Source organism: Mycolicibacterium xanthum (assembly GCF_019710635.1).
GTDB lineage: Bacteria > Actinomycetota > Actinomycetes > Mycobacteriales > Mycobacteriaceae > Mycobacterium > Mycobacterium xanthum.
In genome coordinates, this window is sequence record NZ_JAIFZS010000035.1 from 1 (window position 1) to 12499 (window position 12499).

Below are 12499 nucleotides of genomic sequence, written 5' to 3' on the forward strand. Positions count from 1 at the left end.
CCGCGGCCGACTTGAGCCGTTCGCAGCGTTCGACGAGGTCACGCAGGTCGGCTTCACCAGCCCCCGGATCGATATCGAACACACTTTCGAACATGAACCCGACGCTACACCCGACCCCCGACAAACCGGTCAGCCTTCCAGATCGCCCTCGGTCTCCAGCAGCACCTGCCGCAGTCCGTCCAGCGTGGCCTGCTCGGGACTGGCCCACATCCCCCGCCCGGCGGCCTCCAGCAGTCGCTCGGCCATCCCGTGCAGCGCCCACGGGTTCGACTCGGCCATGAACTTGCGGTTCTCGTCGTCGAGCACGTAGCTCTGCGACAGCTGCTCGTACATCCAGTCGGCCATCACCCCGGCCGTCGCGTCGTAGCCGAACAGATAGTCCACGGTGGCGGCCATCTCGAACGCGCCCTTGTACCCGTGCCGCCGCATCGCGGTCATCCAGCGCGGGTTGACCACCCGGGCCCGGAACACCCGGGTGGTCTCCTCCGAGAGCGTGCGGGTGCGCACCGCGTCGGGCCGGGTGTTGTCGCCGATGTAGGCGGCCGGCGCCTCTCCGGTCAGCGCGCGCACGGTGGCCACCATGCCGCCGTGGTACTGGAAGTAGTCGTCGGAGTCGGCGATGTCGTGTTCGCGGGTGTCGGTGTTCTTGGCGGCCACCGCGATCCGTCGGTAGGCCCGGTTCATGTCATCGGTGGCCGCGGCCCCCTCCAGGCCGCGGCCGTAGGCGAAGCCGCCCCAGGCGGTGTACACCGCGGCCAGGTCCGCGTCGTCGCGCCAGTTGCGGCTGTCGATGAGCTGCAGCAGCCCGGCGCCGTAGGTGCCCGGTTTGGAGCCGAAGATGCGGGTGGTGGCACGCCGCGGGTCGCCGTGGTCGGCCAAATCGGCCTGCGCATGGGCGCGCACGAAGTTCACCTCGGCGGGTTCGTCGAGGTCGGCGACCAACCGCACCGCGTCGTCGAGCATCGTGACGACGTGCGGGAAGGCGTCCCGGAAGAACCCCGAGATGCGCACCGTGACGTCGATGCGCGGCCGGCCCAGCTCGGCGGTCGGGATCGGCTCCAGGTCCACCACCCGCCGGGACGCGTCGTCCCAGATCGGGCGCACCCCGAGCAGGGCGAGCACCTCCGCGATGTCGTCGCCGGCGGTGCGCATCGCCGAGGTGCCCCACACCGACAGCCCCACCGACTCCGGCCAGCGCCCGTGGTCGGTGCGGTAGCGCTCCAGCAGCGAGTCGGCCATCGCCACACCGGTCTCCCACGCCAGCCGCGAAGGCACCGCCTTGGGGTCGACCGAGTAGAAGTTGCGCCCGGTCGGCAGCACGTTGACCAGGCCGCGCAGCGGCGATCCGGACGGACCCGCCGGGATGAACCGCCCGTCCAGCGCCCGCAGCACCTGCTCGACCTCGCCCGCGGTGCCGGCCAGCCGCGGGACCACCTCGGTGGCGGCGAACCGCAGGATCGCCGCCACGTCGGCGTCGTCGGTGAGGCCGTCGACGGCTCCGGGGTCCCAGCCGCTGCCCTGCAGTGCCGCGACCAGCTCGCGGGCCCGGGCCTCGGCGGCGTCCACCTCGGCCCGGTCGTCGTGGCCGTCCTCGGCCAGGCCGAGGGCCTGGCGCAGCCCGGGCACGCTCTGTTCGCCGCCGAACAGCTGGCGGGCCCGCAGGATGGCCAGCACCAGGTCCAGTTCGGCCGCCCCGGCCGGCGCCTGGCCGAGCACGTGCAGGCCGTCGCGGATCTGCACGTCCTTGATCTCGCACAGCCAGCCGTCGACGTGCAGCAGCATGTCGTCGAAGGACTCCTCGTCGGGCCGGTCCTCCAGGCCCAGATCGTGGTCCATCTTCGCGGCCCGCATCAGCGTCCAGATCTGCTGGCGGATCGCGGGCAGCTTGCCCGGGTCCAGCGCGGAGATGGTGGCGTGCTCGTCGAGCAACTGCTCCAGGCGCGCGATGTCGCCGTAGGTCTCGGCCCGGGCCATCGGCGGGATCAGATGGTCCACCAGGGTGGCGTGTGCCCGGCGCTTGGCCTGGGTGCCCTCACCGGGGTCGTTGACCAGGAACGGGTAGATCAGCGGAACGTCGCCGATCGCCGCGTCGGTGCCGCACGCCGCCGACATCCCGAGGGTCTTCCCGGGCAGCCACTCCAGGTTGCCGTGCTTGCCGAGGTGCACGATCGCATCGGCCCGAAAGGCGCCGCCGAACTCCCCGTCCAGCCAGCGGTAGGCCGCCAGGTAGTGATGGCTGGGCGGCAGGTCGGGGTCGTGATAGATCGCCACCGGGTTCTCGCCGAACCCGCGCGGCGGCTGCACCATCAGCACCACGTTGCCCGACCGCATCGCGGCGATGACGATCTCACCATCGGGGTCGCGGCTGCGGTCGACGAACAGATCGCCCGGCGGCGGGCCCCAGTGCTCGACGACGGCGTCGGCGAGATCGGCGGGCAGCGTGGCGAACCAGGCCCGGTAGTCCTTCGCCGACACCCGGATCGGGTTGCCGGCCAGCTGACCCTCGGTCAGCCAGTCCGGATCCTGGCCGCCGCGCTCGATCAGGGCGTGGATCAGGGCGTCACCATCCGCGGCAGCGAGACCGGGGATCTCGCCGACGTCGTAACCGGCGTCGCGCAGCGCGGACAGCAGCGCGATGGCGCTGGCCGGGGTGTCCAGCCCGACGGCGTTTCCGATCCGGGCGTGCTTGGTGGGATACGCCGAGAACACCAGCGCCACCTGCTTGGCGGCGGGCGCCACCGACCGCAGCCGGGCGTGGCGCACGGCCAGGCCGGCCACCCGCGCGCAGCGTTCGGGGTCGGCGACGTAGGAGATCAGGCCCTCGTCGTCGATCTCCTTGAACGAGAACGGGACCGTGACGATGCGGCCGTCGAACTCGGGCACCGCCACCTGGGTGGCCACGTCCAGCGGCGAGAGGCCGTCGTCGTTGTCGGCCCACTGTGCCCGCGAACTGGTCAGGCACAGGCCCTGCAGGATCGGGATGTCCAGCTCGGCCAGGTGGGCGACGTTCCAAGTGTCGTCGGCCCCGCCCGCCGACACCGCGGCCGGGGTGGCACCGCCGGCGGCCAGCACCGTGGTGATCATCGCGTCGGCGGTGCCGAGCAGGTCGATCAGCGCGGCATCGGCGGTGCGCAGCGACGCGCAGAACACCGGCAGCGGCACTCCCCCGGCCCGCTCGATCGCCGCACACAGCGCCTCGACGTAGCCGGTGTTGCCGGCCAGGTGCTGGGCCCGGTAGTAGAGCACCGCGACGGTGGGCCCTCCACCGCCGGCCCCCGGGCGCTCCAGCACGCCCCAGTTCGGGGTGCTGCCCGGTTCGGCGAACCCGAACCCGGTCATCAGCAGGGTGTCGGACAGGAACGCGTGCAGGTTCGCCAGGTTCGCCACGCCGCCCTGCGCCAGATAGATGTGCGCCTGCAGCGCCACCCCGACCGGTGTGGTGGAGTGGTTCATCAGGTCGGCGTCGGCGGCCTGCTCGCCGCTGACCACGACCGTCGGGAGGCCGCTGGCCACCACCGCGTCGATGCCGTCCTCCCAGGCGCGGTAGCCGCCCAGGATGCGCACCACGACGATCGCGGCGCCGGCGAGCAGTGCGTCGAGTTCGCCGTCCACCAGCCGCGACGGGTTGGCCCACCGATATGGCGCACCACTGGCCCTGGCCGTGATGAGATCGGTGTCGGAGGTCGACAGGAGCAGTACGGTCGGCGCAACGTCATCGGCCGGCTCGGGCGCAGTCACCCCACATTCGTACCGCAGTCGGCGGGCCGGTGATTCGCCGCCCACCGGGTGGCGTCGGGTCAGCCGGCCCGCTGGTCCCGGCCGACCGCAGCCATCAGATCCTCGCGGGCCCGCGCCACCCGCGAGCGGATCGTCCCGACCGGGCATCCGCACACCTCGGCCGCCTCGGCGTAGGACAGGCCGAGCACCTGGGTCAGCAGCAGTGCGTGGCGGCGGTCCTCGTCCAGACCGTCGAGCAGCAGCCGGACCTCCACGACGTTCTCGAATCCGCCGACCGGACGGCAGCTCTCCAGGAGTTTGTCGACGTCGACGGCGTACTGCGCGCGGGGCCTGGCCCGGTTGTGCCGGATCTGGTCGACGACGACGCGGCGGGCGATCGACAGCAGCCAGGTGCGCGCCGAGGAGCGCCCGCTGAACCGCGGTAGCGCGGAGATGGCCCGCAGGAAGGTCTCCTGGGTGAGGTCGTCGGCGGTGCCGGGGTCGCCGAGGTAGGCCACCGAGCGCCAGACGTCCCGCTGGGTCGACCTGATGAACTGCTCCAGGGCGGCGGCGTCACCGCGTCCGGCGGCCAGCGCCAGCCGGGTAACTTGGTCGTCGTCGCCGGAGGTCACATCCAGAACTTTATTCGATGGCTGACGGGAACTCATGGGCGGCCGGAGCCGACCTAGGTTCTGACGGCCCGGCCGCTCCGGCCGGTGCCCACGAGAGTGTGAGGAACGACGTTGACCACATCGGTCGCCGCTGACCAGGACGACAAGAACGTCACGGACACCGCCGGGGTCACCCGCATCCAGCTCGACGTCGAGGGGATGTCGTGCGGATCGTGCGCGACCCGCGCGGAGAGCACCCTGAACAAGATCGACGGCGTCCGCGCCTCGGTGAACTTCGCCACACACGTGGCCACCGTGGAGGCCGCCGACGACGTCAGCGTCGAGGACCTGTGCGCCGCGCTGGGCTCGGCCGGCTACCCGGCGCACCGCCGCGCCGAGGACGCGCCGAGCGATGACGACCCCGACGCGCGGTATGCGCGCAGCCTGCTGCGCCGGCTCGCGGTGGCGGCGGTGCTGTTCATCCCGCTCGCCGACCTCTCGGTGATGTTCGCCGTGGTGCCCGACACCCGCTTCACCGGCTGGCAATGGGTGCTGACCGCGCTGGCAGCCCCGATCGTGACCTGGGCCGCCTGGCCGTTCCACGCCGCCGCCTGGCGCAACGCCCGGCACGGGACCGCGACGATGGAGACGCTGATCTCTATCGGGGTGACCGCCGCCTCGGCCTGGTCGGTGTACACCATCTTCTTCGGTGCCGGGCAGCGGCGCAGCGACGGCATCGTGGACGCGCTGCTGGGCAGCGACTCGATCTACCTCGAGGTGGCCGCCGGGGTGACGGTGTTCGTGCTGGCCGGCCGGTACTTCGAGGCGCGGGCCAGGTCGAAGGCCGGCAGCGCGCTGCGCGCCCTGGCCGCGCTGAGCGCCAAATCGGTGTCGGTGCTGCTGGCCGACGGTTCCGAGCTGGAGATCCCGGCCGCCGAACTCAAGGAGGGCCAGCGCTTCGTGGTGCGGCCCGGCCAGTCGATCGCGGCCGACGGCCTGGTGGCCGACGGCGCCGCGGCCGTCGACATGAGCGCGATGACCGGGGAGTCCAAACCGATCGACGTGGCCGAGGGTGGCAGCGTCATCGGCGGCACCGTGGTGCTCGACGGCCGGTTGATCGTGGAGGCGGCCGCGGTCGGCGCCGACACCCGGTTCGCCGGGATGGTCCGCCTGGTCGAGGAGGCGCAGGCGCAGAAGGCCGACGCCCAGCGGCTGGCGGACCGGATCTCGGCGGTCTTCGTGCCGTGCGTGCTGATCCTGGCGGTGCTGACCGGCCTGGGCTGGCTGGCGGCGAGCGGCGACGTCGACCGTGCGGTGACCGCGGCGCTGGCGGTGCTGGTCATCGCCTGCCCGTGCGCGCTGGGGCTGGCCACCCCGACGGCGATGATGGTGGCCTCCGGGCGCGGCGCCCAGCTGGGCATCTTCCTGAAGGGACACCGCGCGCTGGAGGCGATCCGCAGCGTCGACACGGTGATCTTCGACAAGACCGGGACGTTGACCACCGGCGCCGCCACCGTGACCGGTGTCTTCACGGCCCGGGGCCATCGGCGCGAGGACGTGCTGGCCGCTGCGGCCGCGGTGGAATCGGGGTCCGAACATGCCGTCGCCCGTGCCGTGGTGGCCGCATCGGATCAGCGGGCGCCGTTGACCGCCATCGAATTCCGCGCCAGCGCCGGCAACGGCGTGACCGGCGTCGTGGACGGTGTGCTGGTCGCCGTGGGCCGTCCGGCCTGGGTGGCGCGCGGACGGGTGGTGCCCGCGGACCTGGCCGCCGCCCGCAAGGACAGCGAGGCGCGCGGACAGACCGTCGTGTTCGTCGCCGCCGGCGACGCGGTGTGCGCCGCGATCACCGTCGCCGACGGGGTGAAGGAGTCCGCGGCGGGTGCGGTCGCCGCGTTGCGCGAAGCCGGCCTGCACACGCTGCTGGTGACCGGTGACAACACCGCCACCGCCGAGCACATCGCCGCTCAGGTCGGCATCGACGACGTGGTGGCCGAGGTGCTGCCGGAGGGCAAGGTCGAGGTCATCGACGCGCTGCGCGCCCAGGGCCACGTGGTGGCGATGGTGGGCGACGGCATCAACGACGGGCCCGCGCTGGCCCGCGCGGATCTCGGACTGGCGATCGGGCGCGGCACCGACGTGGCCATCGGCGCCGCCGACATCATCCTGGTCCGCGACAGCCTCGACGCCGTGCCGTTGGCGCTGGGGCTGGCCAAGGAGACCATCCGCACCATCCGGATCAACATGATCTGGGCGTTCGGCTACAACATCGCCGCGATCCCGATCGCGATGGCCGGGCTGCTCAACCCGCTGATCGCGGGTGCGGCGATGGCGTTCTCATCGTTCCTGGTGGTCTCCAACAGCTTGCGGCTGCGCAAGTTCGGGCAGCACGCGGGCCACTGAAACAGCCGACACTGAGCGGGGGCTTCACCGGCGCGCGCCGTGACGGGCGCGCAGATCCGGGTGCGATCGTTCCACCGGGGTGAGCAGCACCGAGATCCACAGGGCGGTCAGCACGGCGGCGAGGACCCCGGCCAGCGCCGTCGGCAGCGGGAACGCGTCCACGTGTCCGGTCCGGTACCACCAGAACGCGCCCAGGCCTGCGACGGTCGCGACGGCGCTGACATAGCCGGCCGCGCAGCACCACCTGAACCGCCGAACCCACAGGCCGACAAGCGAAGTCACCGAGGACAACAGCAGCAGCGTGTGCGCGACCACGGCGACGGTGTGCCCGTGCCGGTATGCGGCGGTCAGGCAGAGCGCGGCCGTCACGCCCAGCACGGTCGCCAGAACCCGGCCGGCGCGCCGACGCACCGGACCCACCCACAGGTCCTCGAGCACCCGCTTCTCGACAGCCCGCATCGTGGCCTCGATCGGGTCGTGCCGGCGCATCACTCACCCCTGAAATCTGTGGACGTTCCCGAGCATCTCAGGAATTGGTCGTCCGCGCACCGGCCCCGGTTCCCGGCGGGTTCGCGGGGTCAGGCCGGGTGGTAGAGCCGCCGGTCCCAGATCGCGCCGCCCTTGAGCCGGTGCATCCCCTTGGCGCCCGCCAGGACGGCCAGGTCGGCCAGCGGTTCCACGACGATGACCAGCAGGTAGGCCACACCGAAGAGGGCGACGTCGGCAACGGCCTGGCCGGCGAAGCCCTGCCCGCGTGCGACCGGTGCCGATCAGCGCCGGGTACGGGCAAGTTCGCGCAGCATTGCGTTGTAGGCGTCCAGATCGTCGTCGTAGCCGCTGTCGCTGTGCCGGTCCTGGCGGGCCCCGGCGCGGCGGTCCTGGCGCGCCCACTGCGCCACCAGGGCGATCACCACGATGATCACCGGCAGTTCGCTGGAGCCCCACGCGATCGCCCCGCCGAGGTGCTGGTCGTCGGTCAGCGAGGCGACCCACGGCAATGACAGGTAGCCGTAGAACGGACCACCCAGCACCGAGGTCATCGTCATCGTGGCGATCCCGAAGAATGCGTGGAACGGCATCACCGCGAACAGCAGCCCGAGCCGGCCGAGGAACGGCAGCCGGCGCGGTCCGGGGTCGATGCCGATGATCCCCCAGTAGTACAGGTAGCCGACGAGCAGGAAGTGCAGGCTCATCAGCTCGTGGCCCCAGTGGTAGCGGACCAGGGTGTCGAACAGCGGGGTGAAGTAGACCAGGTACAGCGACCCCACGAACAGCACGAACGCGACGACCGGGTGGGACAGGAACCGCGTCACCGGGGAGTGCACGAACCACAGCAGCCACTCGCGGGGGCCGGGCGCCGCACCGGACCGGGCGGCCGGCAGTGCGCGCAGCGCCAGCGTCACCGGCGCGCCGAGCACCAGCAGTACTGGCACGAACATGTTGAGTGCCATGTGCTCGCCCATGTGGACGCTGAACATCGCCGAACCGTAGGCCCGCACCCCCGAGCCGGTCACGACGCACAGCGCCAGGCAGCCGGTCATCCAGCCGACCGTGCGGCCGGCCGGCCAGGCGTCGCCGCGGCGACGCAACCGCAGTACCCCGGCGGCATAGGCCACGGCGAGGACCACGGCGGCGGTGCCGAACAGTGGGTCGAACCGCCAGTAGGTGACCAGGTTGAACACGGTCGGGGGGCCGGGCAGCTGGTAGCCGAGGAACACGTCCCAGACGGTGACGTCGTCCACCAGGAATCGGGGCGCGGGCTGCACCGCCATCGCCGCGACGGCGCCGAGGACCAGCACCATTCCCAACGCTGCGGCAGCGGTCAGCACCGCGGGCATCCTGCGTGAGGTGGCCAGCAGGACGACGTCGACCGTCCACCCGGCCACCAGAACCACCCCGGCCGCCACCGCAAGCCGCCCGTACCCGGTGTCCAGCAGGCCGGTGCCCTGCACCATCAGGCCCACCAGGATCGCGCCGTATACGACCGCGACCGCGCCTGCCGCCACCGACAGCCATTGCACCCGGCGCTGCACCCGCGGCTCCGTCGGCGGGCCGGCCGCCGCCGCCACCCTGACCCCGGCCAGCACCGCGACGGCGACCACCCACACGATGGCCAGGCTGGTCGCCAGGTCGTGGTCGGGGCCCTCACCGGGGTTGCCGGTGACCGGCACCGCGATCAACGCGGTCAGCGCAGGCACCAGCAACACGACGTGCCCCACCCAGCGCAGCGTGAACCGGATGCCGACGGCCAGCACAGTGGCCGCGATCGCCGCGGCCAGCCAGCCCCTGGCGGACTCCGAGGCTCCCAACGCGTCGCCGACCGCGCCGCCGGAGATCAGCCGCGGCACCGTGACGCCGGTGGCGTTGGCGCCGTCGATGACCACCATGGCCGTCGCCAGCAGCGCCCAGCCGGGCGCCAGCCGCTCCACCCACAGATGGAACCGGTACGCCGCCGGGTCCAGTCGCCCGTCGTCGTCCGGGCGTGCGGTGGTCAGGATGAAGACCAGCACGCCCACGCACAGCGCCCCGAGCAGCGTCGCCGCGAAGTATCCGACGAACTCCGCGGCACTGGTCACCGGGCCCGGGTAGGGCACGCCGGCCGCGGCGAACCGCATCGCGCCGGAGGCCACCCCATAGCCGGCGACGGCGACCGCCGTGGCGATCGCACAGGCGACGTAGGCGGGCACCACCCACCTGCCCGGGCGGGCGGTTCGCGTCGGTGCCGTGCTCATCCCGGCCAGTCTACGACTCGTCGTCGTAGCAGCCGTCAGGCCGCCGGGTCCTCGCTGGCCCGCAGCCGCCGGTCGCTCAGCGAGTCCGTCCCGAGCGCCTCCCGGACGTCACCACCGGCACGCCCGGGTCCGCCGATTCGCCACAGCACCAGCACGAGGACTGCACCCAGCACGACGGGCAAGTGGCTGACCACCCGCCCCGCGGTGACCTGACCGGCCAGCGCGTCGGCCGTCACGAAGTACGCCAGCAGCAGCGCGTAGACACCGCTGACACACGCGACGCCGGAGGCCAGTACCGGTCGCCACGCGGCCGCGATCAGCGCGACGCCCACCGCGGCCGACCATGCCGTGGATTCGTTGAGCAGATGCGTCCCACCGGCGACGCCGTGGTGACCCGCGACCAGACCGAAGTCGGCGCCCAACAGCTGCGCTACCGCCACCCCGATCATCACCGCGCCCACGGCCACCAACGCGGACTTCAGCCCCACCGCCAGCGGCCGCCGGGGCGGGCGCACCACCGCGGTCCGGTTCCCGGCGGGGCGCGGCGCCCCGGCCAGTCCGTGCAGCAGCGCGGTCTGCTCCCGGGCACGCTCGTACCAGGCGGCGCAGCGCGCACAGGACGCGATGTGTTCGTCGACGCGCGCCGACGGCACCGGCTCCCGCTCGCCGTCGATACGGGCGGACAGCGCCTCCCGTGCCACGTCGCAGTTCACCCGCCCATTTTCGCCCATCGCAGGGTGCGATGTCGCGTTCCCGGGCGGGTTGTCGCGATCAGTGCCGCGGGTTCCAGCGGCCGTACCAGGTCTGCTGGTAGGGCCGCCCGACCAGGGCGACGGGCAAGAGGATGAGCGCGGCGAAAGCGATGATTGCGAACATCGTTGTTCCTTTCCGAATGCCCGTTGTTGGACACGGGTTCAGTAAGGCCGACGGTATCGCGGGTATCGCCAGGGTGGATCGATCTGTGTGTGACGAGACGGCCCGCCCCGGTGTGTGACGACGGTCACACGGTCTGCACGTCGAAGTCGGTGACCCGGGGTGCGCGCAGCAGCTCGGTGTAGTGATCGGGCGCCCACGGGAACAGCTCGGGCAGGCCGTCCCCGCCCAGATACCAACTGCGGCAACCGGTGGTCCACACCGTCTGCGGCATCGCCGCCTTCATGTCCTCGTTGTAGGCCTTGGTGGCCGCTTCGGTCGGTGCGGCGGACCTGATCCGGCCCGCGCGGAGCTGATCGATCCACCACATCACGTAGCCGGCCTGGTCCTCGGCGATCGGGACCAGCGAGTTGTTGCCGATCGGAGAGTGCGGACCCATCAACATGAACATATTCGGGAATCCGGGCACCGCCACGGAGCGGTAGGCCAGCGGCCCGTCGGCCCACACCTCGTCGAGGCGGCGTCCGCCGTCCCCGGTGACGGCCAGGGGCCGCACGTAGGCGCGGGCGTCGAATCCGGTCGCGAGCACCAGCAGGTCCAGTTCGTGCAGGACACCGTCGGCGGTGACGACGCCGCGCGGTTCGACATGGTCGATCGCATCGGTGACGATCTCCACACCGGGCTGCTGCACCGCCCGGTAGTAGTGGCCGGCGAAGATCATCCGCTTGCACATCGGCTGATCCCGCGGCGTCAGCTTGGCCTTGAGGGCCTTGTCGCGCACCGACAGCCGCAGGTTCCACCGGCACTGCGCCTGATACAGGCTGCGCTGCCAGCCGGGCCGCACCGGGGCGACACCGAACAGCGACCGCACGAACCCGCCCCAGAACCGGTAACCGACGGTGTTGAGCCACGGCCAGCGCCGCAGCGCCGCCTTGGTCCGCTCCGACACCGTGGGATTCGGCCACGGGCAGATCCATTGCGCCGAGCGCTGGAACACCTTCAGCTGCTTGACGTTTCCACCGAGTTCCGAGGTGATCTGCACACCGGTCGAACCGGTGCCGATGATCCCGATCCTCTTGTCCGGCAACGACACCGAATGATCCCAGCGTGCCGAATGGAACATCGGCCCGGCGAAGGTGTCCAGGCCGGCGATGACCGGGTAGCGCGGAACCCGCAGCACCCCGGTGGCGGTGACCAGCACGTCGAAGGCCTCCACCCCGGTGTCCGTGGTCAGCCACCACCGGCCGTCGCGGTAGTCCGCGGCGGTGACGTCGGTGCCGAACCTGATGTGACTGCGCAGCCCGCGCTCGTCGGCAACCCGGCAGAAGTACCGCTGGATCTCGGGGCCCGGCGGCAGCATGTGCGACCAGTCCGGGTTGGGCCGAAACGAGTACGAGTAGTACCGCGACGGGATGTCGCAGGTCAGCCCCGGATAGGTGTTGTCGCGCCAGGTGCCGCCGACCTCGCCGGCCTTCTCGAAGATGGTGAAATCCTCGATGCCGGCGTCCTGCAGCTTGATCCCCATGCAAAGGCCCGACATGCCCGCCCCGATGATCGCCACTCGCACCGGGTTACCGGATGTTGCCATCGGCGCCCCCTTCGAAGCGGACTGCTTACCGCCCCGAACGGTACGCCGACGCAACTCCGCCGGAAGCCATTTCGGCCCACCCCTACAGCCGGTGCATCTCCCGTGACATCGCCGCGTGCTCCATGAAGTCGTAGCGGCGCGGGTAATACCGCGGCGTCTTGCGGTCGTCCGAGGTCTGCGAGGACTCCGAGGCGGCGAACAGTACGCGCACCCGGGCCCACACCCCGGCCCGGCGCACCGCCGGACCGGCCAGGGCCGCGGCCGATCCGATGAGCACCTGCTGCTCGCTGATCAGCACCGGCAACTCGGCCGGCGTCACCAGGCGCTCGCCCACGTCGGCGTCGACGTCGCGGCGGGTCTCGATTTCGGAATTCGTTGCCAATTCGGTCATTTCCATCACTCTCCGGGTCTGCTGGCCGGGTGCCCGGCCAGGCTGTGCTCTCTGATGACGCCAAAGCTATGGCCCGGCGGACCGCCGATCGTCAGTAGTGCGCTACCCGGATCCCCAGTTACCGGCCCGTGCAGTACCTGCACGCCGGCCGCGACTACTCATACACCGCCGCAATCGTCCTGAC

9 protein-coding genes are annotated in these 12499 nt (G+C 71.7%); 1 reads left to right on the forward strand and 8 read right to left on the reverse strand.

Features of this window, described 5'->3' with window-relative positions; genetic code table 11:
- Nucleotides 1-129: 129 nt before the first annotated feature.
- Both cobN and sigC read right to left on the reverse strand, forming a co-directional pair.
- Nucleotides 130-3738 carry a cobaltochelatase subunit CobN gene (cobN, locus tag JDV09_RS13860; protein WP_221369717.1) on the reverse strand — a complete coding sequence of 1203 codons (3609 nt, stop codon included), beginning with the start codon at nucleotides 3736-3738 and terminating at the stop codon, nucleotides 130-132.
- Between the two features lie 59 nt (nucleotides 3739-3797).
- The gene (sigC, locus tag JDV09_RS13865) at nucleotides 3798-4385 is read right to left on the reverse strand and encodes an RNA polymerase sigma factor SigC (protein WP_221369718.1); all 588 of its coding nucleotides are present in this window, start codon (nucleotides 4383-4385) and stop codon (nucleotides 3798-3800) included.
- A 75-nt stretch (nucleotides 4386-4460) separates the two neighbouring features.
- Here sigC and JDV09_RS13870 point away from each other — a divergent pair, with 75 nt between their 5' ends.
- Nucleotides 4461-6731 (forward strand): heavy metal translocating P-type ATPase, encoded by a 2271-nt coding sequence (locus JDV09_RS13870; protein ID WP_372452916.1) that lies wholly within the window; start codon nucleotides 4461-4463, stop codon nucleotides 6729-6731.
- Nucleotides 6732-6755: 24 nt separating this feature from the next.
- Here JDV09_RS13870 and JDV09_RS13875 read toward each other — a convergent pair whose 3' ends face one another.
- The 6 genes from JDV09_RS13875 to JDV09_RS13895 all read right to left on the reverse strand — a co-directional run bounded on the left by JDV09_RS13875 (nucleotide 6756) and on the right by JDV09_RS13895 (nucleotide 12315).
- Complete coding sequence (locus tag JDV09_RS13875; protein WP_221369719.1) at nucleotides 6756-7220, reverse strand: hypothetical protein; 465 nt, start codon at nucleotides 7218-7220, stop codon at nucleotides 6756-6758.
- Between the two features lie 89 nt (nucleotides 7221-7309).
- Nucleotides 7310-7435: a hypothetical protein gene (locus JDV09_RS26820; protein ID WP_255605342.1), complete on the reverse strand. Its 126-nt coding sequence runs from the start codon at nucleotides 7433-7435 to the stop codon at nucleotides 7310-7312.
- A 66-nt stretch (nucleotides 7436-7501) separates the two neighbouring features.
- Nucleotides 7502-9463: a cytochrome c oxidase assembly protein gene (locus JDV09_RS13880; protein WP_221369720.1), complete on the reverse strand. Its 1962-nt coding sequence runs from the start codon at nucleotides 9461-9463 to the stop codon at nucleotides 7502-7504.
- Between the two features lie 35 nt (nucleotides 9464-9498).
- The gene (locus JDV09_RS13885) at nucleotides 9499-10176 is read right to left on the reverse strand and encodes a zf-HC2 domain-containing protein (protein WP_221369721.1); all 678 of its coding nucleotides are present in this window, start codon (nucleotides 10174-10176) and stop codon (nucleotides 9499-9501) included.
- Between the two features lie 287 nt (nucleotides 10177-10463).
- Nucleotides 10464-11924 (reverse strand): flavin-containing monooxygenase, encoded by a 1461-nt coding sequence (locus JDV09_RS13890; protein WP_221369722.1) that lies wholly within the window; start codon nucleotides 11922-11924, stop codon nucleotides 10464-10466.
- An 82-nt stretch (nucleotides 11925-12006) separates the two neighbouring features.
- Entirely contained in the window at nucleotides 12007-12315 is a 309-nt protein-coding gene (locus JDV09_RS13895) for a hypothetical protein (RefSeq protein WP_221369723.1), read from the reverse strand.
- Between the last annotated feature and the right edge of the window lie 184 nt (nucleotides 12316-12499).

Excerpts from the sequence above, each read along its gene's own strand:
- sigC (WP_221369718.1), bottom strand. The coding sequence starts at position 4,385 with ATGAGTTCCCGTCAGCCATCGAATAAAGTTCTGGATGTGACCTCCGGC.
- JDV09_RS13875 (WP_221369719.1), bottom strand. The coding sequence starts at position 7,220 with ATGCGCCGGCACGACCCGATCGAGGCCACGATGCGGGCTGTCGAGAAG.
- JDV09_RS13880 (WP_221369720.1), bottom strand. The coding sequence starts at position 9,463 with ATGAGCACGGCACCGACGCGAACCGCCCGCCCGGGCAGGTGGGTGGTG.
- JDV09_RS13890 (WP_221369722.1), bottom strand. The coding sequence starts at position 11,924 with ATGGCAACATCCGGTAACCCGGTGCGAGTGGCGATCATCGGGGCGGGC.
- JDV09_RS13895 (WP_221369723.1), bottom strand. The coding sequence starts at position 12,315 with ATGACCGAATTGGCAACGAATTCCGAAATCGAGACCCGCCGCGACGTC.